At 42.5% G+C, this 24,739-nt stretch carries 24 protein-coding genes and 1 tRNA gene; 19 read left to right on the top strand and 6 right to left on the bottom strand.

Annotated elements, in window-relative coordinates; all coding sequences use genetic code 11:
• Window positions 1-399: 399 nt before the first annotated feature.
• The 17 genes from QUE24_RS06720 (at window position 400) to QUE24_RS06640 (ending at window position 15,359) form a co-directional block, all read left to right on the top strand.
• The gene (locus tag QUE24_RS06720) at window positions 400-1,143 is read left to right on the top strand and encodes a hypothetical protein (RefSeq protein WP_286305837.1); all 744 of its coding nucleotides are present in this window, start codon (window positions 400-402) and stop codon (window positions 1,141-1,143) included.
• 94 nt (window positions 1,144-1,237) lie between these two features.
• Window positions 1,238-1,747, top strand: a complete 510-nt coding sequence (locus tag QUE24_RS06715; RefSeq protein ID WP_286305836.1) for a hypothetical protein — start codon at window positions 1,238-1,240, stop codon at window positions 1,745-1,747.
• A 527-nt stretch (window positions 1,748-2,274) separates the two neighbouring features.
• The gene (locus QUE24_RS06710; RefSeq protein ID WP_286305835.1) at window positions 2,275-2,454 is read left to right on the top strand and encodes a hypothetical protein; all 180 of its coding nucleotides are present in this window, start codon (window positions 2,275-2,277) and stop codon (window positions 2,452-2,454) included.
• Between the two features lie 48 nt (window positions 2,455-2,502).
• A protein-coding gene (locus QUE24_RS06705; RefSeq protein WP_286304156.1) for an IS3 family transposase occupies window positions 2,503-3,665 on the top strand; the annotation gives its coding sequence in 2 pieces (ribosomal slippage) (window positions 2,503-2,758 and window positions 2,758-3,665; 1,164 coding nt in all).
• 174 nt (window positions 3,666-3,839) lie between these two features.
• A complete protein-coding gene (locus QUE24_RS06700) occupies window positions 3,840-4,100 on the top strand; it encodes a hypothetical protein (RefSeq protein WP_286305834.1) in 261 nt (86 codons plus the stop codon).
• Between the two features lie 161 nt (window positions 4,101-4,261).
• Window positions 4,262-5,164, top strand: coding sequence for a DUF5655 domain-containing protein (locus tag QUE24_RS06695; RefSeq protein WP_286305833.1), 903 nt, complete (start codon window positions 4,262-4,264; stop codon window positions 5,162-5,164).
• 190 nt (window positions 5,165-5,354) lie between these two features.
• Window positions 5,355-5,690, top strand: coding sequence for a type I restriction endonuclease (locus tag QUE24_RS06690; RefSeq protein ID WP_286305832.1), 336 nt, complete (start codon window positions 5,355-5,357; stop codon window positions 5,688-5,690).
• Between the two features lie 76 nt (window positions 5,691-5,766).
• Entirely contained in the window at window positions 5,767-8,154 is a 2,388-nt protein-coding gene (locus tag QUE24_RS06685; protein WP_286305831.1) for a type I restriction endonuclease subunit R, read from the top strand.
• 16 nt (window positions 8,155-8,170) lie between these two features.
• Window positions 8,171-9,184 carry a virulence RhuM family protein/type II toxin-antitoxin system death-on-curing family toxin gene (locus tag QUE24_RS06680; RefSeq protein ID WP_286305830.1) on the top strand — a complete coding sequence of 338 codons (1,014 nt, stop codon included), beginning with the start codon at window positions 8,171-8,173 and terminating at the stop codon, window positions 9,182-9,184.
• A gap of 10 nt (window positions 9,185-9,194) precedes the next feature.
• The gene (locus QUE24_RS06675) at window positions 9,195-9,458 is read left to right on the top strand and encodes a type I restriction-modification system subunit M N-terminal domain-containing protein (protein ID WP_286305829.1); all 264 of its coding nucleotides are present in this window, start codon (window positions 9,195-9,197) and stop codon (window positions 9,456-9,458) included.
• Window positions 9,401-10,912 carry an HsdM family class I SAM-dependent methyltransferase gene (locus QUE24_RS06670; RefSeq protein ID WP_286305828.1) on the top strand — a complete coding sequence of 504 codons (1,512 nt, stop codon included), beginning with the start codon at window positions 9,401-9,403 and terminating at the stop codon, window positions 10,910-10,912. The genes QUE24_RS06675 and QUE24_RS06670 overlap by 58 nt, the downstream gene beginning before the upstream one ends.
• Window positions 10,909-11,616, top strand: a complete 708-nt coding sequence (locus tag QUE24_RS06665) for a restriction endonuclease subunit S (protein ID WP_286305827.1) — start codon at window positions 10,909-10,911, stop codon at window positions 11,614-11,616. The genes QUE24_RS06670 and QUE24_RS06665 overlap by 4 nt, the downstream gene beginning before the upstream one ends.
• Before the next feature lie 238 nt (window positions 11,617-11,854).
• Window positions 11,855-12,436 (top strand): restriction endonuclease subunit S, encoded by a 582-nt coding sequence (locus tag QUE24_RS06660; protein ID WP_286305826.1) that lies wholly within the window; start codon window positions 11,855-11,857, stop codon window positions 12,434-12,436.
• Window positions 12,433-12,783 (top strand): hypothetical protein, encoded by a 351-nt coding sequence (locus QUE24_RS06655; protein ID WP_286305825.1) that lies wholly within the window; start codon window positions 12,433-12,435, stop codon window positions 12,781-12,783. The genes QUE24_RS06660 and QUE24_RS06655 overlap by 4 nt, the downstream gene beginning before the upstream one ends.
• Window positions 12,681-13,763: a restriction system-associated AAA family ATPase gene (locus QUE24_RS06650; protein WP_286305824.1), complete on the top strand. Its 1,083-nt coding sequence runs from the start codon at window positions 12,681-12,683 to the stop codon at window positions 13,761-13,763. Before QUE24_RS06655 ends, QUE24_RS06650 begins: the two co-directional genes overlap by 103 nt.
• 57 nt (window positions 13,764-13,820) lie before the next feature.
• Complete coding sequence (locus QUE24_RS06645) at window positions 13,821-14,261, top strand: hypothetical protein (protein WP_286305823.1); 441 nt, start codon at window positions 13,821-13,823, stop codon at window positions 14,259-14,261.
• A gap of 6 nt (window positions 14,262-14,267) precedes the next feature.
• Complete coding sequence (locus tag QUE24_RS06640) at window positions 14,268-15,359, top strand: HNH endonuclease (protein ID WP_286305822.1); 1,092 nt, start codon at window positions 14,268-14,270, stop codon at window positions 15,357-15,359.
• Window positions 15,360-15,468: 109 nt separating this feature from the next.
• Here the strand turns inward: QUE24_RS06640 and QUE24_RS06635 are convergent, their stop codons facing one another.
• A complete protein-coding gene (locus QUE24_RS06635; protein ID WP_286305821.1) occupies window positions 15,469-16,464 on the bottom strand; it encodes a protein adenylyltransferase SelO family protein in 996 nt (331 codons plus the stop codon).
• Window positions 16,461-17,222 (bottom strand): protein adenylyltransferase SelO family protein, encoded by a 762-nt coding sequence (locus tag QUE24_RS06630; RefSeq protein ID WP_286305820.1) that lies wholly within the window; start codon window positions 17,220-17,222, stop codon window positions 16,461-16,463. The genes QUE24_RS06635 and QUE24_RS06630 overlap by 4 nt, the downstream gene beginning before the upstream one ends.
• A 252-nt stretch (window positions 17,223-17,474) precedes the next feature.
• On the opposite strand from QUE24_RS06630, the gene QUE24_RS06625 reads away from it, so the two are divergent.
• The gene (locus QUE24_RS06625; protein WP_286305819.1) at window positions 17,475-18,245 is read left to right on the top strand and encodes an outer membrane protein; all 771 of its coding nucleotides are present in this window, start codon (window positions 17,475-17,477) and stop codon (window positions 18,243-18,245) included.
• Between the two features lie 132 nt (window positions 18,246-18,377).
• Here the strand turns inward: QUE24_RS06625 and QUE24_RS06620 are convergent, their stop codons facing one another.
• From QUE24_RS06620 to hemN, 4 genes are all read right to left on the bottom strand, one after another.
• Entirely contained in the window at window positions 18,378-19,793 is a 1,416-nt protein-coding gene (locus QUE24_RS06620; RefSeq protein WP_286305818.1) for a hypothetical protein, read from the bottom strand.
• Window positions 19,794-19,946: 153 nt separating this feature from the next.
• Window positions 19,947-20,034 (bottom strand) — tRNA-Leu (locus tag QUE24_RS06615).
• Between the two features lie 52 nt (window positions 20,035-20,086).
• The gene (locus QUE24_RS06610) at window positions 20,087-21,820 is read right to left on the bottom strand and encodes a chloride channel protein (RefSeq protein WP_286305817.1); all 1,734 of its coding nucleotides are present in this window, start codon (window positions 21,818-21,820) and stop codon (window positions 20,087-20,089) included.
• A gap of 5 nt (window positions 21,821-21,825) precedes the next feature.
• Window positions 21,826-23,205, bottom strand: coding sequence for an oxygen-independent coproporphyrinogen III oxidase (hemN, locus tag QUE24_RS06605; RefSeq protein WP_286305816.1), 1,380 nt, complete (start codon window positions 23,203-23,205; stop codon window positions 21,826-21,828).
• Between the two features lie 223 nt (window positions 23,206-23,428).
• On the opposite strand from hemN, the gene purD reads away from it, so the two are divergent.
• The gene (purD, locus tag QUE24_RS06600) at window positions 23,429-24,715 is read left to right on the top strand and encodes a phosphoribosylamine--glycine ligase (RefSeq protein WP_286305815.1); all 1,287 of its coding nucleotides are present in this window, start codon (window positions 23,429-23,431) and stop codon (window positions 24,713-24,715) included.
• Window positions 24,716-24,739: the final 24 nt, after the last annotated feature.

Raw genomic sequence — 24,739 nt, 5'->3', positions numbered from 1 at the left:
TCACAAATTTATACATTCACTGTAAAAAGATAGCTGTCATTTTTACGAAAAGACCGAACGATAATATCTGGTCTATGAAACCTTAATATAACGCTCATCACAATTGAACGTTGCTTAGCGTGACAAACTATGGAATATTTAACCAAGATAAACAACTTCTTACAGCTACTAAAAAGTAGTGAGTTGTTTACAAAAAGGACTCAAACACCATTCGGAACGGATACCTTGCCATAATCATGGCCTCTACTCAGAAAGTATCCAATTCCCAATTGATCAAAAAAACCGGTCTTATAAAAAACGGCTGTCATCCAGCCACAAATTTAAGCCGTGAAAGATAATCCAATCTAAGCAACTTTACTTTGCTTACCTAAGCTACAACCAATATACATGGAGTAATAGATGTTCAAGATGATGTTCTTATTTGTGTCAGTTATTCTCAGTTTTTCTGCCTTTGCAGGAGGCACAAAACCAACTCTCTCTAGAGAAAGCATAGGAGATATTGAGGGGATCCTTAAGGATGAAAAAACATGGGCTGCTCATGAGTTCGTTGCAGAGCAGAGTTATCGCATGAAAGTCGATCACCCCCTCAGTTTAGGCGTGTTCAACGTCAAACGCCCCTTACCTATTCAATTGACTTTTCTCAAGAAGGAAGACGCGGGGACAGCAAACTGCCGAGCCTATTTTCTTGATAAGAATTTTTCAGCCAAAGAGGCTAAGTTATTTTTTGAGCAACACGCAGGCTCGAAGCTAAAGTTATTAAATGGTCAGCTAGTTAAACTCACCAGCAGTGGTGGTTCTGCCAGATGGTGCAAATTTACTGACTATAAAGTACTGGCAAGCAAAAACGAGCGAGAACAGGCAAGCCAAAGCAAAGCAACTGAGGATAATGCCTATCAATTTGAGGGCACGATAAAAGTCCTTGTGGCTCGTTTGCACCCTTCAAGCATGATTATGCGTCAGCTAAACGCGGGGGATATCACACAGAAAAGTCTATTTGAACGCTGTGACAAGACGTTGACGATATCCCCACCTCTTGCTTCACAAATGAAAGGGCCTGCGTATATGAATAAAGAAGCAACGGTTCACGTAAAAATAGAAGGTAGGAAATGTGTCGCGACAAGTGTTGTATTTGACGCTAAATAATTGATTGCTGTTGGTGAAATAGTGAGGAACATCAAACGCTCTGCTTTTTTTCAAGTAAATTTAATGAAAAATTGACACGGAATAAGGAAAGCACATGGAGTCAATCAGCATCGCATTTTCGGTTTTTCTCAGCACTATCTCGGGTGGTATGCAGTCACATGTTTCCGATGTAATGGGCTCAGATCTACAAACTCAAGTTGTAAAATATCAAGATTACAATGTCGACTATCAGTACCAATTCTGGAAAGTTAAACACGATTCGGTTTGTGCCATAACAAAGCATGAGTTGGTATCAGAATACTCCGAGTGTACGGTTGCCGCTAAATCATTTTTTATTGAAACCTGCTCACATCTTACCAATAACAAACGTGAGCACTGGAAACATAAAAAATTGGAAAATATGTATTGCTCAGCCGCTGTTAGTTACGAGCCCACGATTGCACAAATATCTATGCCTACGGCAAAACAAGCTGAACTGTTGGATGCACAACAAGCTTGTTCAATGCTGACCTTACAAGCTCGGCAATCTCAAAGTCGGCAACATATCTCTCAGAGAGATAAAGCCTGTGCAGCTTATAGGCAACTCAAAGTCTTAGCTGAATAAATTTAGCAAAATGAACTATTGAATAGCCCACATATGAAGATCACTAAACGGTATACACCATCACTGACCTTCACTGCACGAATATTTCAGGGCTAATCTCAGACAACCCCAAACTGTACAGTTTGATGTGCAGAACCTTAGTGAATAGGACTTTATATATCTGTTTGCGGTGAATAAGAGGATTAATCACCGCATAAAGTGCAGTGAATAAGCTATTTTTACACTGACCCTAAATATCATAGTTACGCGACAACTCTTTATACAAAACCCAGGTGGTGGACGGAGTACGAGTTATAGACTAACAGGTGAGATAGATTAGGAAGGTTTGCTATTGAAGAATTTACGGTCCCTTGATTCTTCTTGATTTCTTGTTTCATTTTTTTATTGTTGGGTTTGAACGATTACTGACATAAAGTTTTAGCATCTGAAATTAAAATCTTTTATTTTCAATATTTGAAATATAAATTGGTCACTCAGTTTAGTTCATCTTATGAGCTAATAAATGGAGCATAGATAAAGGGAATGTGATGAAAAAAATCTTTTTAACGATGACTGCAACTGCTTCAGTGCTTATTTTCATTGGTTCATTGTTTCTAAATACAGTTCTAGGGACGTTTGGATTGGTTACAACTTCAGCAAAAGAATTAAGCCAACTTAGGGAGTCCCAACAAATTGTTGAAAAAATGAAGGCTGTAGTGGTTTACTGATCCCGGACACCATTTTAGGAGGTACTATGACCTCCACAGAGGTGTTCAATGACAAAACAAAGAAGAAGTTTTACCCCAGAATTCAAGCTTGAAGCAGCCAGCTTGGTTGTTGATCAAAATTACAGTATCCCAGAAGCCTGCCGAGCATTGGACGTGGGTGCGTCAGCGATGCGTCGCTGGGTGAAGCAGTTGGAAGCCGAGCGTGGCGGCGTCACACCGGCATCTAAAGCGCTCACGCCCGAGCAACAACGGATTAAAGAACTTGAAGCTCGGATCAAACGGCTGGAGCAAGAGAAGTTCATATTAAAAAAGGCTACCGCTCTCTTGATGTCGGACGAACTCGGCTCTACACGCTGATAGACCAGTTAAGAGAGCATGGCACCGTGACGTTGATTTGCGCGTTGTTTGATGTGGGCCTGAGTAGCTTTTATGACCGGCAGCAACGCCTCAAACAGCCTGATATAGCACGGCTACAATTGCGGGCTAAGGTGAATGAGCTGTTCACCAAAAGTCGCAGCAGTGCGGGCAGCCGGACACTAGTCGACATGTTACGGGATGAGTCCATCAAGATTGGCCGCTTTAAAGTCACTCGCCTGATGAACGAGTTGGGATTGATATGTAAACAACCGGGACCGCATGCCTATAAGCAAGCCACCGTTGAGAGACCTGATATACCGAATGTATTGAATAGAGCGTTTGAACCAGAGAAAGTCAATCAAGTGTGGTGTGGTGACATCACCTATATCTGGACTGGCAGTCGCTGGCATTACCTTGCTGCGATATTGGACTTATATAGTCGCCGTGTTATCGGTTGGGCAACGTCGGCAAGGCCTGATGCAGACTTGGCCGTTAAAGCCTTGGACATGGCCTTTGAGTCACGAGGGAGGCCACAAAATGTTTTGTTCCATAGTGACCAGGGCAGCCAATACGGCTCACGGAAATATCGGCAGCGTTTATGGCGCTATCGAATGACGCAAAGCATGAGTCGTCGTGGTAATTGTTGGGATAACGCTCCAATGGAACGGTTATTTCGTAGCTTGAAGTCTGAATGGTTGCCAAGGCTCGGTTATAGAGGACTGAACGAAGCAATGCGTGATGTGAGTTACTACTTGATGGACTATTACAACTGGCAGCGACCACATCAATTTAATGATGGATTACCACCTGCAAAGGCGGAATATCTGTCTAATCCTGTGTCCGGAATTAGTTGACCACTACAGGCTGAACATAAAAAGAAAAAAGTAAAAACAACCAAGAGATTTCTCAAACGAACAACAAGAGGTGTTTCAGGTGCTCTAACTTCTGCTGTCCCCTTTGCTGCTCTTGTTGTTGCTGGCACGTTTACAGTTGTAGAAGCCGGTGAATATTGTGATGAACAAAAAGATTTGCAAGATGAATACAACATTCTCTACAAAACTGAAATTCAATTCGGATATCAAGAATGTCTTATCAAAGCTAAGGAAGAGTCACAACAGATACTAACTCAAGTCAAAGACTCGGCGTCTAATAGTGTCAGTTCAGTAATTGATTCAACAGCAAACTATAGTGCTGAGAAATGGGAAGAACTAAAAAATTCTACCAACAAGGCTTTAAACCCCTCTAATGAGACAACAGATAAAGTGTTTGAAACTTTTAGTTATGAATAAATTTTGCCCTATTACATAAGGCGGACTTAGTGAGTGCTGTGATGAATTTTATGTAATAGTGGAAATATAAAACATTGCTAATTATATTCGTTTATAAAGCAATCGTGTTTAAAGCATTATTTCGGCGAACTTAGCCGTTTTATAGGGAAATTGTGACAAAGATGGCTATATATAAATTTGGAAAGAATAATCAGCTTGAAGTTATTAAAGAGAAACCATTCAAGTTAGAAAAAGAGATTCAGACGCTATTTGAACTTAATTTAGACGCCGTTATGGGGCTGACGCTAGTCAGAAGCGAATTCACAATAAAGAATAAGCGGATAGATAGCCTGGCTTATGATGAACAGTCCAAAGCCTTTATCATTATTGAATATAAAAGGAGCAAAAATATCAGTGTGATTGATCAGGGATTTTCATATCTCAGCCTGATGCTCGAGAATAAAGCAGACTTCATTATTGAGTACAACGAAAAGTTAAACAAAAACCTCAAAAGAGGAGATGTAGATTGGAGTCAATCAAGAGTTGTGTTTGTTTCGCCCTCATTCACAGATAATCAAATATTGGCGACTAATTTCAAAGACATCGCCATAGAGCTATGGGAGGTCACTCGTTACACGAATGATACTGTCTCAATAAAAGAAATTAAGAAAAGTTCATCTGCAGAGAGTGTGAAACCTGTAACACGTAAAGAAGAGTATCAGCAGGTAGTTGCTGAGATAAAAGTTTATACCGAAGAAGATCATCGCGAGAAATCTAGTGAAGAAATATATGAATTGTATGAGCAATTTAGGGATTCAATTCAAAGTCTTTCATCTGGTATCGAAGTAGAGCCAAAAAAAGTCTATATAGCTTTAAAAAAGGATAAGAATGTAGCTTGTTTTGCTCTGCAGAAAGATAAGCTCAAAATCTACATTGGCGCAAAGTTTGGAACCTTAAAAGATGAAAAGGGCATAGCCAAAAACGTTTCAAATATTGGACATTTTGGAACGGGAGATTATGAAATACAGGTCGTTGATGATTCTAATATCGAATACATTCTTAGTCTTGTAAAGCAGGTTTTATAGGTGTCTGTTTATAAAAGAAAAGTTTTTATTTTAAGTAGATACTGAAAAATCTTTCCACCAACTATAAAGCCTTTTGCAGATAAGATAATAGCGATGTGTTAGATGATTTTATCCCTTAGAAACAAAACAACTAATAACGCAGTGGAATTTTGGTTTCTCATGAGTGATTTTTGAAAAGGGGCATTAAGTAATGTCAAGAACGGAAGCCCAAACTCGCACTGAACTTATCGACCAACAATTAGAAGCCGCGGGTTGGAATGTAAAAGATCCCACACATGTTGTGGAAGAGTTTGATATCACGATGGAACTTTCGGAAGGAGTTCGTGAAGCACGAACAAAATATGAAGGGCATCAGTTTAGTGACTATGTCTTGTTGGGCAAAGATGGCAAGCCATTAGCGGTTGTTGAAGCAAAAAAACCAGCAAAGATGCGGCCATCGGCCGGGAACAAGCAAAGCAATACTGTTACAACATTCAGAAACAGTTGGGAGGTGAACTCCTTTTTGTTATTACACAAATGGTCATGAAACATTCTTCTGGGATCTAGAAAACTACCCACCTCGCAAAGTCATCGGTTTTCCAAGCCGGGCAGATCTGGAACGGTTGCAATATATTCGTCGAAATAAAAAACCGTTAACCCAAGAGTTTATTAACAAAGATATTGCGGGTCGGGATTATCAAATTCGTGCAATCCGTTCTGTATTGGAAGCCATCGAGGCGAAAAAACGCGACTTCCTCTTGGTAATGGCAACCGGTACAGGTAAGACCAGAACGTGTATTGCCTTTGTCGATTCATTAATGCGTGCGGGTTATGCTGAACGTGTTTTGTTTCTGGTTGATCGAATTGCTCTGCGTGAGCAAGCTTTGGCAGCGTTTAAAGAACATTTACCAAATGAACCACGTTGGCCGAATGTGGGGGAAAAACTCATTGCGAAAGATAGGCGAATTTACGTATCGACCTATCCTTCAATGCTCAACATTATTCGTGATCCCATTACGACATTATCACCACACTTTTTTGATGTAATTGTAGTTGATGAAAGTCACCGATCTATTTACAACACATTTGGTGAAATTCTTAATTATTTCAATGCGCTTGTGTTGGGGCTAACTGCCACACCCACTGACATTATTGATCATAATACTTTCGAACTTTTCCATTGTGAGGATGGCTTACCCACCTTCGCCTATACCTATGATGAGGCGGTGAATAATGTACCGCCTTATTTATGTAATTTTCAGGTAATGAAAATTCAGACTAAATTCCAGATGGAAGGTATCAGTAAGCGCACTATTTCGCTCGAAGATCAGAAAAAATTGATACTCGAGGGTAAAGAGATTGAAGAGATCAATTTTGAAGGTACGCAGTTAGAAAAACAGGTTATCAACGAAGGTACCAATACACTGATTGTTAAAGAGTTCATGGATGAGTGTATAAAAGATTCCAACGGTGTTTTGCCAGGCAAAACAATCTTCTTTTGCTCATCAAAAGCTCATGCTCGTCGAATAGAAACTATCTTTGACAGACTCTACCCTGAATACCATGGTGAACTAGCTAAAGTTTTGGTATCAGATGATCCAAGAGTATACGGAAAGGGTGGTTTACTCGATCAATTCACTAATAATGATATGCCCCGTGTGGCGATTAGTGTCGATATGCTGGACACTGGTATAGACGTTCGTGAACTGGTTAATCTGGTTTTTGCGAAACCTGTTTATTCATACACTAAATTCTGGCAAATGATTGGTCGGGGAACACGTCTGCTTGAACCCAAAAAAATAAAGCCGTGGTGTACTAAAAAAGATATTTTCCTGATTATCGATTGCTGGGATAACTTCGACTATTTCAAACTTGAACCAAAAGGCAAAGAGCTCAAAGTACAGTTACCCCTTCCGGTTAAACTGGTTGGCTTACGTATTGATAAAATTGAAAAAGCAATTGAGTTAGGTCAACAAGATTTAGCACAACGCGAGATAGCAAAATTGCAGCAACAGATTGTAGGTTTGCCAAAAAATTCTGTTGCTATCAAAGAGGCTGCATCATCACTAGCGATAGTGAATGAACCCAATTTCTGGATTAACGTTACCCATCAAAAGCTGGAATTTTTACGGACTGAGATTAAGCCACTATTTCGTACTCTGTCAGATGCTGATTTTAAAGCCATGCGTTTTGAGCGTGATCTGCTTGAATACTCATTAGCTGATTTGTCTGGAGAGAAAGACAAAGCGGAAACATTAAAAACTGGCATTATTGAACTCATCAGCGAATTACCGCTCACAGTGCCTTTTGTAAAATTAGAAGAATCGTTAATACGAAGTGCTCAAAGCAATTATTTTTGGGCTAATCTCGATGAAGATGGACTGGATAATCTAGTGGCGAAACTAGCGCCTCTGATGAAGTTCCGTGAACCTGATAATAAAGGTAAGTCACAGGTACACCTTAACCTGACAGATAAAGTTATCAATAAAGAGATGGTTGAGTTCGGACCTCAACATGAGGCGGTAAGCGTCTCTCGCTACCGAGAAATGGTTGAAGAGCTTATCCGGGAGCTCACCAACAGTAACCCCATTTTGCAAAAGCTCCAGGCGGGTCAACCGATTGGTGATGATGAAGCAAATGACCTCGCTGATATCTTACATGCAGAACATCCACACATAACGGAAGCGCTACTACGCCAAGTTTATAAAAACAAAAAAGCGCAATTTATACAGTTTATTCGCCATATTTTGGGGTTGGAGTTATTAAAAAGTTTTCCCGAAACGGTTTCGGATGCTTTTGAACTTTTCATACAGCAACATACGAATTTAACGACACGCCAACTAGACTTTCTGGCCTTGCTGAAAGAGGTGATCATCGAACGTGAAAAAATCGAGAAAAAAGATCTCATCAATACGCCATTCACCGTTATTCATCCCCAAGGCATACGTGGTGTATTTAGCCCCACTGAGATAAATGACATTCTGCAGTTAACGGAACAACTGGCAGCGTAATAAGGAAATAAATCAAATGACGACGCAACAAATTCAACTCTACCAATCTCAGGATGGCTCGATTCAACTTGAAGTCACTCAGGATGCTGAAACGCTGTGGTTGACGCAGGCACAGATTGCCATGTTGTTTGATGTGAAACCACAAAATATCACGATGCATCTAAAAAATATTTTTGAAGAAGGTGAGTTGCAGGAAGCGGCAACTTGTAAGGATTCCTTACAAGTTCAAAAAGAAGGCACAAGACAGGTTGGTCGTAAACGAAAAATTTATAGTTTAGATGCCATCCTGTCAGTGGGTTATCGCATTAACTCCAAACGTGCGACGCAGTTTCGTATCTGGGCAACCAATACATTAAAACAACACCTGGTCGAAGGTTATACGCTTAACCAACGTCGTCTAGCTGAGCGCGGCGTAGAATTTGAACAAGCCATCAAACTACTTTCGCGTACACTGGCCAATCAACAATTAGTGAATGATGAAGGTGCGGCCATTTTATCGGTTATCAGTGACTATGCTCGCAGTTGGAGTTTGTTACAGGGCTATGATGAACAAAGTCTGGATGAACAAACGTCAACACAAACAGGCATGCAAGCACTTGTTTTTGATGATGCACTCAAAGCCATTTATCAGTTAAAGCAGGAACTCATTACCAAGGGTGAGGCCACGCAATTATTTGGTCAATTGCGGGGGGATGGTTTAGCATCTGCCATCGCCACGATTGAACAAGGTTTCGGTGACGAGCTGTTTTATCCCAATACAGCCAGTCGGGCCGCCAATTTATTGTATTTAGTGATTAAAAATCACCCCTTGGCAGATGGCAACAAACGCACTGGTTCATTTTTGTTTTTATGGTATTTGCGAATCAACCAGCACCTACTGGCAAAACCAGTTGAACAACTGATTAATGACAACACCCTGGTGGCACTGGCTTTATTGGTAGCTGAAAGTCTGCCCGAACAAAAAGAACTGATGATTCGTTTGGTTGAGCATTTTATTTTGCTGAAACATCCCGACGAAGCAGAAGTATAACGAGAGAAACATGTTACAAAATAACCCCGAACTTAAAAGCAAAATCGATCAGCTCTGGAATAAATTCTGGGCCGGTGGTATTTCAAATCCTCTCACGGCCATTGAGCAAATCACCTATTTGCTGTTCATGAAACGCTTGGATGAACTGGATCAAAAAAGCTTGCAGATGCTGAATGGTCGGGAGAAAGCTATCAATCAAAATTTGCAGATAAATGGGTGCCACCTGAGCATCGGACAACCATACCAGTTGATGCATCAGAGCATGAAAAGTTAAAAATTCAGCAGCAAGATGAAGAAAAGCACGGCATTGACCGAAAAGACTTGCGTTGGAGTGAATTCAAGCACAAACCAGCCGAAGAGATGCTTACACATGTACAGCTCAAAGTCTTTCCATTTCTAAAAGACTTAAATGGCACCGAGTCTAACTTTACGCATCATATGCGTAATGCCGTATTTATTATTCCCAAACCTTCTTTGCTGGTGGAGGCAATCAAAACCATTGATGAGATATTTCTCATTATGGAAAAAGATGCAGAAAAAGGGCAAAACTTTCAGGATATCCAAGGGGATGTCTATGAGTTTTTGCTTTCTGAAATAGCCAGCGCTGGTAAAAATGGTCAGTTCCGTACCCCTCGCCATATCATCAAGCTCATGGCTGATCTGGTGCAGCCGAAACTGGGTCATAAAATAGCGGATCCAGCTTGTGGTACCTCTGGGTTTTTATTGGGTGCCTACCAATATATTGTTACTCAATTGGCTATCAATGCAGGGACTAAAGATCTCAAGCCAGATGAAGATGGCTTTGTCCGTACTTCGGTTGCTTCAACACTGACACCAGAAGCACAGGCCATTCTCGATGCGTCTTTATTCGGTTTTGATATTGATGGCACTATGGTGCGGTTGGGCTTAATGAACCTGATGATGCACGGTATTGACGAGCCACAAATTGATTATAAAGACACCTTAAGCAAAAGCTTTGATGAAGAGGGACAGTACAACATCATCATGGCGAATCCGCCTTTTACCGGTAATATCGACAAAGGCGATATTAACGAGCGTTTTCAATCCGGTACCACCAAATCCGAATTGCTGTTTTTGGAAAATATATATCACCTGCTAATAAAAGGTGGTACCGCCGGTGTGATCATTCCACAAGGCGTGTTGTTTGGCAGTGGCAAAGCGTTTAAATATATTCGTCAGTTACTAGTTGACCGCTGCGATTTAAAAGCCGTGATCACCATACCCAGTGGGGTATTCAAGCCCTATGCGGGGGTCAGCACCGCGATTTTGATATTCACTAAAGTCTGGGATGCACAAGATAAAGTCACTAAGCCTGCTACTGAATACACCTGGTTTTATGAAATGCAGTCTGATGGTTATTCATTGGACGATAAACGTACTAAGCAGGAAGGTTTTGGTGACTTGCAGGATATCGTAGCTAAATATCATGCCCGTAACCCAGAAACGGACTGTGAAGACCGCGCCATCAACGATGAGCATAAATGCTTTATGGTGCCACGTGCTGAGATTGCAGCTGAAGATTCTTATGACCTTCAATTAGCACGATATAAAACAGATGTATTTGAAGAGGTGAAATACGAAGCGGCCAGTGTGATTTTAGATCGACTGATTCAAGCTGAAGTAGGTGAGGCTAATGAATATGATTTGGCTAATGTGAAAGGTGGAATATTAAAAAAACTGCTGGAATTAAAGGAGATGATTGGATGAGTACGGAACTCGAATCATTTAGTGATGCCATTAAATTTCGAGGAGTTGGTTCCCGTGGTTTACCAAAGTCTGAATATCTTAATGAAGGAAATTACCCCGTAATTGGACAGGGTGCTCAATATATAGAAGGGTGGACAAACAGAGATGACTTGGTAATCAATCCTTCTCCAAGTTTGGTTCTATATGGAGGGCATACCCGCCGAGCTAAATATGTAGATCAACCTTTCGTCCCAGGTCCAAACGTTAAAATTCTTGAAGCAAAAGAAAAAACACAGATTGATCACAAGTATCTTTTTTATTTTCTTTCAGGACTTAAAATTAAAAGTCGAGGTTATGCTGATCATTTTACAGAAGTGAAGCAATGTTCAATACCAATAGTGGCACTCGATGACCAAAAACGTATTGTTAGCTTACTTGACAAGGTAGATGACTTAATTGTCGAACGCAAGCAATATCTGCATCAACTTGATGAATTAGTTAAAAGCGTGTTTTTGGAGATGTTTGGTGATCCTGTTCGTAATGAGAAAGGGTGGGGTAAGAAGCCTTTTGAGAAACTTCTAAAAAATATTGAAAGTGGAAAAAGCCCTAAATGTGAAGCTCGTGAAGCCGGTGAGAACGAATGGGGGTTCTCAAACTTGGTGCGGTTACAAGTTGTACTTTTAAAGGGAACGAAAATAAGGCCTTACCGAGTCAAACACCGCTGAACGAAGAATATGAAGTCAAGGCTGGTGACCTAATTTTTAGTCGAAAAAATACCTATGAACTTGTAGCTGCTTGCGCCTATGTATTTGAGACGCGGCCTAAATTGTTAATGCCAGATTTGATTTTTAGGTTTGTGTTAAATGACAAAAATGAGGTTAATCCAATTTTCTTGTGGAAATTGCTCATATCTAACTCTCAAAGAAAAAAATTCAATCTTTAGCTGGCGGCGCTGCAGGCTCAATGCCGAACATATCAAAGGCTAATCTTAAGGGTGTTTTGTTACCAGTACCTCCGATTGAAATTCAAAACCAATTTGCCACAGTCGTTGAAAAAGTCGAAAGCATTAAATCGTACTACCAACAAAGTTTGGATGACTTGGAAACGCTGTATGCCTCACTTAGCCAAAAAGCGTTTAAAGGTGAGTTGGATTTAAGTGCTATTTCCCTTCCGGATTTTGAAGAAATTGAATCCAATATTGAAATTGATGTTGTTACTGAGAGCGATGAAGCCTTAGGTGTTTATAGTTTTGAGCAGATGGCATCAGTTGAGGGAAGGCGAAGCATATTAAAAAGTTTGTTTAAAGAATATATTGCAGATAAAACTAATATTGCAAAGACACTAGATCAGTTCTGGAGTGAAATTAAATCTAAAACCCTAGAATACTCGCTGTTCGAGTCAGAAGACTTTCCTGAAAGGCAGGTTACGGTTGATGACTATGACCATCTAAAAGAGTGGATATTCGGAGAACTCCGTAGCGGTCGGTTTGAGCAAAAATATCTGGAAGATGAAAAGCGTATTCAACTGCAGGTGGCTAAAGCGTGAAGTTAGTCCGCTTAAAAATTACTGACCCTAATGGCTTCCGAAGTTTGCAGGCAGGATTTGAGTATCGTTTTCGCACAGACTGGGCCTTACAAGATGAGTTCTCGGAGCAGCCCAAATTTGCCTATAAAGGCTTTGCCCCATTTGTCTGTGCAGGCCCGAATGGCAGTGGTAAGTCTAACTTACTGGAAGCACTAGCTGTTATTTTTTTCAACTTGAAATATTACGCGTACGCAGCAGACAATTTTTGCCAGATACGTTTATTGATGATGGGGATGTCGCCCTCAATAGTGATGAAAGCAGTAATGGGGGTGAAGATACACTTAATGCCTATGAGCTCGAATATCTGATTAAGGTATCTGATGATTTACGTTCTCAAACAAGCCCTTTATTTGCCGAGGTGTCGGTTCGAAAATCGCTTGATGGAACACCACAAATTTTCTGGAAAAACTATGCTGGATTTGATCTTGATGAGCAAGATTTAAAGAGACTAAACAATCAACAAGGTTTGGCTGGGGATAAGGAGCGCGACTTTTTGTTGCCAGCGTATGTATTGGGTTATTCATCAGGTGAAAATGAGATTCTCAGTCTGCCTTTTTTCAAAATGCGTTTTATCCAGTTTGATGAATACTGGTACAGCCTTGAGGAACAGTTACCATACTCTGGAAAACCAGAGACACGTATGACCTATATGGATAGTTCTTTTAGCCAAGCAATTTTGTTATGTAATCTGCTGTATGGTGAAGCTGAATCATTAAAGCTATTTCAGCAAGATTTGGGCTTGGGGGAGCTGCAAGAATTTCGCATTATCCTTAAGCGTTCGATAGAAATCACGGCTCAACAAGCTGAAGTATTTGGTCTAGATCATCCCGCCGTGACAGTTGATGATGAGTTTGATGTTTATACTTTGAATTTATTGGACTTATTGGAAGCGGACAAGAATTCCGCTGAACGTTTTGATCCCACTGTAAATCGATTAAAACGTTGTGCTACCAGTTATTTTCTGGATGAAACGACGGATACGTTATATCTGGATTATTGCGTTAACGATAAAACCAAAAAAGCGTTTGCTGAAAACTTTAGCTTTGGGGTAAATAAATCCCCGATCGACTTATTTCAGGCTTTTCAAGTCTTACTAACTTTAAACTTATATCCGGTGAGTGAAGAACTGAAAGCCGATCTATATCAATCTGATAGCCACTATGTCAGCGAAACCGTGCCTGTATTGGCAAGCGATGAACGCATAATGCGCTTTAAGTTTTTCAGGTTTAACAAACAAGGCATTAAGCAGCCCATCATGCTAAAAAATTTGTCGGATGGTGAACATTAACTTATTCACAGCCTTGGTTTATGTTTATTATTTAAAGACACGAATAGTCTATTTTTATTGGATGAGCCTGAAACACACTTTAACCCAGCATGGCGCTCGAACTTTATCAGTCGTTTACGAGCCTGTTTTCCGGAACAGAAAGAGCAGCATTCTACACATGAAATGTTGATTACCACGCATACGCCATTTTTGATATCAGATAGTGAAAGTAACAAGGTGCTTCTTTTCAAGAAGGATCCCAATACAAACGAAGTCAGCATTACGCATCCTGAATACAACACATTGGGTGCCTCAATTAACAAAATCACCATGGAGACATTTGATAAGCAGGAAACGATTGGTGGCTATGCAGAAACATTACTGAATCAATTTAGAGAAGAATTTAAAGCGGGTGGTGTTGATATTGATGATTTACTAAAACGGATAGATCATCGTCTCGGTGACTCAGTTGAAAAACTGTTGTTAATGAAAACTATCATGGAACAAGCCAAGGAGTAGGGGCTAGTGTTATTTCCTTATCAGTTTTTAGCTCACCCAATGGATCGAATGCAGGAATTTGTACGATTTATTTTTGACGAAGTGTGGTGTGAAGCTGTTCCGGGAATGAATTATGTTGTTGAGACACTGTTTGCTGCGGAACCCGACTTGTTAAATATGATCACAGAGTTGGATACCCAAGAAGTTTCTGGAGCAGATAATTTTCTCAAACCATTGCATGCTCTATTTGAAAAATTCAAAGGTTTAAATCAGGAACAAAAACAGCAGTTTAAAGATTGGTTTGCTCTGAATAATGATATTCAGCGACTATGCGAGCATGGCGATCAATGTCAGCCTGGAACTTATGAGGTAATAAAGCAGGCGTTTCCAGAAGAACATTTCCCTGGATTAGTTACTGAGTTAAAACGTTTTTACAAAAATTTGTATTCAGCGGATTTTTTGAAGTTAGCGTCAGTTAAATCAAAAATTGGTGTTATCGATGATCATAACCACAAATTTGTTACCTTAAATCATCGTGATGTGTGTCCATTTTGTGGATTATCAGGCATGTTAAATAGATATGAAAATAAGCGAGAGGCTTATGATCATTATTTTCCAAAAGATAAATATCCATTCAATAGCATTAACTTTTACAATCTAGTTCCTGCCTGTCATCACTGCAATAGTAGTTACAAGTTAGCGAAGGATCCTCATATAGATACCAAAGACCCTTTGAATATACCGAGAAAAGTTTTTTATCCGTTTCGTGATAATCAGAACTCAATTGAGTTGCAAGTCACAGTAAAACAAGCTGATTGGGAAAACCTCGAGCGTGATGATATTGAACTGATGTTAGGTCCCGATGTGGTTGCTGATGAGTTGAAAACATGGAATGACTTGTATGGGATTGCTGATCGTTATAAAGCTGAATGTTGCTCAACAGGTTCCGGCAAGGCATGGCTAACAGAGGTTTTTGAACGAGCAGATAAGCTAAAAATGTCTAGGCAACATTACGTTGAAACAATCGAGCTTGATAGTGACCTTGATCCATACGTTGATAAGCGTTTTCTAAAAAAGGCTTTTTTAGCAGGTTGTCGTGATGCCAAACTTTTTGATTAATGATTCTAAGTTCTATCTGAGTTTATATGTGATCCCTACCCCAACTTCGTATTCCTAAAAAGTCATTAAACAAGAGTTATTCAATATTGTCAGATCCTTTGACTCCAAATCACGACGAACAACTATAGTGTGATACCCCACCGATATCACTCAGCTCTGTTGGCATCAGCCGATAGTATTTTTCCTCAATGTCTTTTGATTGTTCGGCGTAGGGCTGTGTCATCACATCCTGTAATTCACGAAGGAGTGTGTATTCACATTCGGCAGCTTGTTTATAAGCAGCAACGAGCTGCCACTCTCGCAAAATATATTTCGGATTAATCTGTTTCATCTGGCTGGAAATTGCTTCACGTGAACGAGTAGGGTTTTTGTCACTTATGTCTAGCAGCGAGTGCCATTTATCAAGCCATGCTGACCAGTGTTGCTCAAGATCCTGAGTGTTTGAGTTTGCCGACTTAGTGCCATACTCAGAAGCATTGAGTTCACCATAAAAGCTTTTCTTCAGTGGCCCGATGTTGTCAGGCAACGCTGAGAGTTCACGAAAGAAAATGGTGTAATCGACGGTTGTGAGTGTCATCAGGCTGATGAGCTCGCTGAATAATGCCTCGTTATAATGCTCAAGCCCGAGTTTAGCTGCCCACATCTTTTCCAATTGCGTTTGTATGACGTCAGCAAAACCGTGTTGAACCTCTTCAAGCTCTGATAGGTAATGTTGATCGCCCTTAAGCAAAGGCTGTAATGCTTTACAAAACATAGCGAAGTTACGCGCTGCTGCGGCGGGTTGGTTAAAGAATGAGAAATGACGTCCGCCACCAATCCATGGCTGGTATACAGGATCAAACGCTTCACAGAAGCCAAAAGGACCGTAGTCCAGCGTAAAGCCGCCGACCGCGCAGTTATCACTGTTGAAATTACCTTGGCAATAACCGACACGTATCCAGTTAGCGATAAGCGAGGTGAGGCGTTCACGAAACGCCTTGGCAAGTGAAATGACTTTGGTTTCGATGTTCAGGCTGTTATCGATAACGTCAGCATATTCTCGATCGATCACGTGCAAGACGATCTTTTCCAGCTCATCCATGGCATTTTCATGTGCATGATTCACAACACGACGAGCAAATAGCTCAAGTTGACCCACCCGAATAAAGGAGGGGCGACGCGCGTTGAGATGGCAACGGGTTCATTGATAATAATATTCGGTTCAGCTGCCGTTGAACCCTCCGAATACCAGGGGCGTCTGACTCGCTCGGTTGTCGAGGCATACAAACTTAATGAACGTGATGTGGGCACACCGAGTGCGTGCATGTGTTCTTGAGCAAGAAATTCTCTGATGCTGGAGCGTAAAACAGCCCGACCATCCGCACCCCGGCAGTAGGGTGTTCGACCACCACCTTTTAATTGCATTTCCCAGCGTTGGCCTTTGATAACGGCTTCTAATATGGAAATGGCTCGACCATCGCCGTAGCCATTACCGGTTTGGAACGGACACTGTTGTGTGTATTCCGTACCGTAGATAGATAGGGCGTACCCAGACGCCCAACCGACTTGGCGAATAGGCTCTGGAACATAAGTGAGATCGCCGGAAAACAGTCGAATGAAGTCTTCCGAGGTCGCCAGGCTGTCTGCGAAACCCAGTTCATCGAAAAAGGTTTTACTGTGCGTCACATAAACGGGGTTTTCGATGGGTGTGGGTTTTACCGGTACATAATGCCCCGAGAAAACTTGTCTTGGAGAGTGATCTTCGCCATTTACCGTCGCGTCTGGATCACGGTTAAGAGAGTCCATGAGCGAATAGCTCGTCAGTTTTGCCAGGTCGTTGAGTGTCGAGACTTCTGAAGTCATATTCTCGGAGGAGAGTTTCATTATTGATATTCCTGATGGCTTTGGTATTGCGATAATCCCCACACAAAATGAATGGGGCACTATCCTTATTCAGCGATAATAACCATTCTTGCATTTTTGAAAGGAATTTTGAAAACAGCTTACTCAATGTTTGGGACAGATAACTTACTTGATATGCTTCAATAGAAAACAAATAGTCATTCACGATATCTTCCGAAGGGAAGACCTGATATAAATATTTAAAATTATTTACTTAATTAGGGAGCAGCATAAATGTTTTCACGGAACTGGATATCAGCAAAAATGCCTAATCCTCGGCAGATTTCTTGGATTAGCTTCATTAGCCTTTTGAGCATTATCGGGCTAAATAGTCCTGCGTATGCGGATGATGGATGGATGTTTTCACCCTATCTGCGTGTAGATCTGGGGTATTCCACCACGATTGATGATGATGTCCGCTTTCTTGACCCTAGCGAGTACGATACTTTGGATATGGATCGTGATAGCGGCGAACGCTATCAAATCGGCGTAGGCGCCAAACTAAACGACTTTATACGGGCAGATATTACGGTGTCATACCGCGATAAAATGACAGAGGTCGGGACTTATCTTGATGCGGATGGCATTCCGAACAAAGCCATTAACGAAATTGATGACGGCGCGTTTCAAACTTCGAACTGGTCGACGATCCTTAACATCTATGTCGACCCATTTCGCGCAGCCGGTTTGGATACTGGCGCATTTTCCCCTTACCTGCAGGGCGGCATTGGCTGGGCACGAAATAAAACCGAAGACATGAAGTTTACGAATGCAGGTACCCTATTCGGTGATACCCACAATGATTTTGCCTGGCAAATTGGTGCTGGTGTCCTTTACTCCATTACCGACCATTTGAAACTCGATCTGTCTTATCGTTATCTTGATATGGGCGAAGCACGCGCTTCAAACTCTTATACAGCTGGCGGCCCTACCTTCAATGTAGGAGACATAGACTTCGATTTAAAAGCCCACGAAGTATTGCTCGGTCTGCAATATCAATATTGACATTTGGTATTGGGAATAAAACTGGTTAAAAGGGATGCTATCTCGGGAAATACGTCTGTTCAGCTCATTTAAAATCAATAGAGTTGATTGTTGATTAATCAAGTTGAGTCCTATCCATGCTTTGACTTTTCCCTAACTGAATTTGCTTAAAATCCAAGAAGCGGGACGAATCAGCAAAAAGTGAATAATTTTGTAAATCCAGCTTATCAATATATAGATCGGACTAAAGATGCCGAGCAATGGCAGATAAATTAGAACAAAGCTCAGTCGATGCAGCAGATAACGAATGGTGAATGCATACCAAGTTGGGTAATTGACTCGGTGTGGTGAGGCCCAGAGTTTGAGGTATAAGAACCAGGATGTCTTGTAGGCGACCAGGCCAATCGCTAATGAAGCGATTAAAGAAAGATGAACCCATGACGGAATGAGTGGGTGTATACGATCATCCAGTTCTTTTGCACGTGCTTCATTAGGCTGAAGTAGCATGGCCGATTTTGCTAAAAAATTCAGTGGCATTGAGGCGAGCTCGAGGCTACTGCTTTGCTTTTCGACGGCTGCTTTAGTTGGTGCGCGGTGATCAAAATGCAGTGCGGTGCGTAACTTCCCAGAGGTATCAATATCAACAGGTATTGGAGCCGACGAATTTTTAGCAGCAAAGGCATTGTAAAAATCGCCGGTTGTGTATGAGTTTAAACTGCCATCATCTTTCTTTTTTTGCCAGTCCTTAGCCAATGTTTGTAAGGTCTTTTTCGGTTTGTCCGAACCCAGAATAATCAGGCTGATATCTCTATCAGCTGCGACCTTTTCCAAATCTTTCACAGCGATTTTTTCTTTGCCATGTATCAAAAAGCCATTTTCTACTTTGGCTGAAATAACAAAGGTTTGCTGACGCATTGTTTTGAGTGCGTTCAGCAACTGGTTTGTGCCGACTTTATCCAACGGTATTTTTGAACCGTAATTTTGTTTAGGTAGCGTAACCTCAGGATTATCAGCCAGTTGAATCAACCGCATATTTGACGAAGAGATGGGGCGTTGTAACTGCCACATGGCCGTTTTTAATGCGCTGATATCGCTAATGTTAATGCTGATGTGTTTATCAATGAGTTTGGTTGTTGGGCTGGTGGTGAGTGAATAGGTTTTGCCTTGTCGAGATTTAATCTTGATGGCTACGTCCGAGGGGAGTTTATTAAAGGCATCCAGTGAATAAGGGAGATGACTTTCAGACAGTAATAAGGTGGCTTGTTTGTTTGTATCTGCCGCGGTTTCAGTGAATTGATGAACGGGCACACTTTTGCCATCGGGTGTTTTTGCTAGCCATTGATTTTGACTATGGTTAAAACTAATTTCGGCAACGCCGCCTTCTGGATAATGAGCTAACTCATCAGCAAACCGAAAGGACGAGCCATGGGGGCTGTCCGGTGCATCTATGCTTTTCCCTAATTTTGACAAGCCAGAGATCAAACCTGCTTCAGCTGAAGGTTGAGCAACAGTAAGTAGGGCGGACAGGAGCAAGAAAAGCCAGCGTGTTTTAGTGAATGATGCAGTCATTGAAGGCGCGTTCCTTATGGCCAGCCAAGGTACGAACAAGCGTATAAGCAATAAGTCATTGCAACAACACTCGGTACTAGCTAAACATTCTGCTGTTACAGCACAAATAAAAAAGCCCCGAGACTTTGCAGTATCGAGGCTTTCGTATTCGTATGGTACCCAGGGCCGGAATCGAACCGGCACGCCGGATTAGGGCGAGGGATTTTAAGTCCCTTGTGTCTACCAATTTCACCACCTGGGCAACAAGCCGCACATTATAACGAAGATTTTCGATTTGTTCACTACCCTTTTTACTATTTTGTTACAGATTTAGGTAATTGGTAGTGGGCTTCGATCATTTCACGAGTCAGAATGCCGTAGATTCGTTCAATCATTGGTGCGTTCTGACGGCTGACGTAAAGCGCTTCTACATGATGTTCATTCAGGGCCCGGTGTGCTTCGAACAAACTGGTATGTAAGGAAATTTTGTGTACATCTCGACGTGTGCCGGGAATTTGCATTAAGTCGATTTCGGTATTTTCACCCATGTCTTTGACGCTGACAGCTCTGGCCAGATCACTGGCAGGCATCATTACTACCGGAATGCGATCGCGGGTAATAATGATCCATTCGGGGCTGTTTTTTAAGGTTTGCATGGCCATTTGGGCGCTGATGGTTTGATTTAACGTGACAAAGTTACGTTGCATGGCCGCGCCCACACTGATCTTACGTAATGCTTGTGAGATAGGGTCATTTTGAAAGTCGAGGCCACGATAGCGAAGAATGCTGACAAATAAGGCATCAAGCTTGAAGTAATCGTGAATAATCAAACTGGAGAAAACGATAGCGAGCATCCCCGGCAGGATGATTTCCGGATTACCGGTTAATTCCAACATCGCCATTAAAGCCGCAAGTGGAGCTTTGAGTGTGGCAGACATCATCGCACACATACCGATAACGGCATAAAAGGTCATAGAAGAGGCATATTCCGGTAAGACTAAATTACCGATATAACCCAGAATCGCACCGGCACAGGCACCGACGACCATGGTGGGGCCGACCATTCCCGCGGGGATACCAAAACCCACGCAAGCAGAGGACAGCACTAGTTTCAGTACAAGGATGATGACCAGGCTGCCAATCGCGATTTCATTAGCGGAGATACTGCCAATAATGCCGTAGCCCATGCCCATCACTTCAGGCACGGCCATGCCAAACACACCCATTAAAATACCGGCATAGGTTGGACGTAACCAAGCAGGATGTTTACTAAAGGTGCCGGAAAACAATTGCAGGCTTTTTAGAGATAAGGTGGCTAAAAAACCAATGATGATGCCGAGAAAAATGATGTAGGGCAGCTCCCATAAGGATTGCATTTCGGAGGCGAGGTTAACGAAAACCGTATCATCTCCAAAGGTGAGCCGACAGACCACTGCACCGGTTACCGCTGCCAGAATGACTGGAATAAAACTGGCAATGTGGTATTCCATCATGATGACTTCCATCGCGAAGATCACACCAGCGATGGGCGTATTAAAGGAGGCTGCTATGGCGGCGGCAGAGCCAGAAGCAACCAGAATACGCACACTGTTGTTTGGGAGCTCTAACCCGCTTGCAAGCAAACTGCCGCTGGCAGCACCCAGATGCACACCTGGTCCTTCACGACCGACAGAGTGGCCGGTGATGATGGCGATACTGGTACCTATAAATTGCCGGACGGCATTTTGCCACGGAAGCCGGCCTTCATAGGAGGAGAGCCGCTCGATAACATGCAAAATACCAGTGTTACGTTGCTCTGCATCCAGTCCGCGAAATAACAGCCCAATTAGCAGGCTGCCGATAATGGGGAGTGCCAGTAACCAGTACCAGGGTAATGAGTCGTAACTTTCCACTTCGCCAGAGGGGAACAGGGCCATTTGACCAAAATCAATGGTCAGGCGCAGCAGAATAATGGCGAGACTCGACAGTAATCCGGTAATGACAGCAAGCACATACAGCTTGACGCCCAATCGACCAAAGATGAAGTACTGTCGGAGTTTTTCCAGCATGTGCCCTATATAACTTTGGAAAATCGCTGCCTTGCTTGTTGACTGTATTTATCAAACACCATGCAGATATTACGAATTAACAAGCGGCCGGCGGGTAAGACTTCTATAGAGTCCCATTTATACTGCAACAGGCCGTCTTGGGCAAATTGTTCTAGGTCTTCAATGGCGTCAGCAAAATACTCGTTGAAGTTGAGGTTGTAAGCTTTTTCGATAGCGGGAATATCCAGAGCAAAATCACAGATAAGACGAGTGATGATGTCGCGACGACATTTATCATCGTCATCCAGCTCAACACCACGTAATACCGGCAATTTGCCCGCCTTAATCGCTTCATCATATTCCGGCAGCGTTTTCACATTTTGCACATAGGCATCACCAACTTTGCCAATGGACGTGACGCCGAAGCCAATCAGATCACACTCAGCACGAGTCGAGTAACCCTGGAAGTTGCGATACAGCTGTTTGTTTTGTTGAGCTAGGGTGAGCTCATCGTCTGGTTTGGCAAAGTGATCCATGCCTATATATACATAACCTGCCGCGGTCAGTTTATCGATGGTGCGGTGCAGAATCTGTAATTTCACCTGTGGTAGTGGAATGTCAGCCGTAGCAATTTGCCGTTGTGTTTTAAATAGATCAGGCATGTGAGCGTAGTTGAACACGGACAAACGATCAGGACTGGCAGCAATCACTTTATCTAACGTTTCGCTGAAGCTTTCTACAGTTTGATGGGGCAGGCCATAGATCAGATCCAGGCTGATACTGCGGAAACCTTCTCGACGGGCAGCGTCTAAAATTGAGAATGTTTGTTCTTCGGTTTGAATACGGTTAACGGCTTTCTGCACCTTAGGGTTGAAGTCCTGCAAACCGAGGCTGATGCGGTTAAAGCCAAGCTCTCTTAATAGTTTTATGGTGGCGTCATCAGCTTCACGTGGATCGATTTCAATCGAAAACTCACCTTTGTCATCATCCGCTAAGGTGAAGTGTTTACGTGTCTGCGCCATCAATTCACGCATTTGCTGATGCGTTAAAAATGTTGGCGTGCCACCGCCCCAGTGCAGTTGTTCAACTACTCGGTTTGAGTCGAACAATTCAGCCTGCATACGTATTTCTTCATACAGGTTTTCTAAGTAAGGCTGAGCATGCTGGCGGTTTTTGGTGATGATTTTATTGCAGGCGCAATAGAAACAAACGGTATCGCAGAACGGCACATGGAAATATAGCGAAAGCGGGCCGCCACGCTGATTAGATAAAGCAATATGTTGAGCGTATGTGTCGACCGTAAAACCATGATGAAATTCGACAGCAGTCGGGTAGGAGGTATAACGCGGGCCGGCTTTGTCGTAACGGCGGATTAATCCTTCATTAAATTCAATCGCATCAGTCATGGTTTTATTCCTAAATAATGTGCGCAAAGTATAACCAGCGAGGATTTAAGCTGTTTTATTATCCGAACAGATCTTGACCTGGATCAAAGCTAGCACTGGCTGCTGACGGATTGCTTGAGAAAAAGAATCGCTTTGCCTTTATAAATCATCCATTTTGGTGGTTTGGAAAAGCCGTTATCTACGGTATTATTAGCCTCTTTTTTAGCATCTCCGGCAATCATCTATGAAAGTATTAGTCATCGGTAGCGGTGGGCGCGAACATGCTCTCGCCTGGAAACTGAATCAATCTCCAAAGTGTTCTCAGGTTTTTGTGGCACCGGGTAATCCCGGCACCGCCAGTGAAAGCAATATCAGCAATGTGGATATCAAAGTCGAAGATATCGCCGGGCTGGTGAAGTTTGCTCAGGACAACGCGATTGATTTAACCGTGGTGGGGCCGGAAGTGCCATTAACCATGGGTGTGGTTGATGCCTTTGAAGCTGCCGGTTTACGTTGTTTTGGTCCATCAAAAGCAGCGGCAGAATTAGAAGCCTCAAAAAGCTTCACTAAAGATTTCCTCGCTCGTCACCAGATTCCAACCGCGGCATATCAAGTATTTACGCAAGTGGATGAAGCCAAAGCTTATATTCAAGAGCAGGGCGCACCCATTGTTGTTAAAGCCGATGGTTTAGCAGCAGGCAAAGGCGTGATTGTGGCGATGACCGAAGCCGAAGCGATTTCAGCGGTTGAAGATATGCTGTCTGGCAATGCCTTTGGTGACGCCGGTAGCCGTGTGGTTATTGAAGAATTTATGACAGGCGAAGAAGCCAGTTTCATCGTGATGGTGGATGGCGAACACATTCTGCCATTGGCAACATCACAAGATCACAAAGCTCGCGACAATGGCGATAAAGGACCTAACACGGGTGGGATGGGCGCTTATTCTCCTGCACCTGTGGTCACTGATGAGGTCTTTGCACGCATTATGGCGGAAGTGATTGAGCCAACTGTGAAAGGCATGGCGGCTGATGGTCGCCCTTATACTGGCTTTTTATATGCGGGGCTGATGATTGATCAAGCAGGCGCGCCACGCGTAGTTGAATATAACTGCCGTTTTGGTGATCCAGAAACTCAGCCGATTTTGATGCGTTTACAGTCGGACCTAGTCACATTATGTGAAGCGGCATTAGACAAGCGTTTAAACGAAGTCGAAGCTGAGTGGGATTCGCGTGCGGCCATTGGTGTGGTAATGGCGGCTGGCGGCTATCCAGATAGTTACCGTAAAGGTGATGTGATTACGGGTATTGCAGACGCCGAACAAAATGGCAGTAAAGTCTTCCATGCAGGTACAGCGAGTCAGGGTGATAATGTCGTCACGGCTGGCGGTCGCGTGTTATGTGTCACGGCACTGGGCAATACTGTGGCTGAAGCGCAAAAATCAGCGTATGACGCATTGAGTCATATTAAGTGGGATGATGCGTATTTCCGTACTGATATCGCTTATCGCGCTGTGGCACGTGAGCAAGGCTAAACTGACGGTTTGAGAATGTAAAAA

The organism is Methylophaga marina (assembly GCF_030296755.1).
GTDB lineage: Bacteria > Pseudomonadota > Gammaproteobacteria > Nitrosococcales > Methylophagaceae > Methylophaga > Methylophaga marina.
This window is presented reverse-complemented; position numbering and strand designations above follow the sequence as displayed.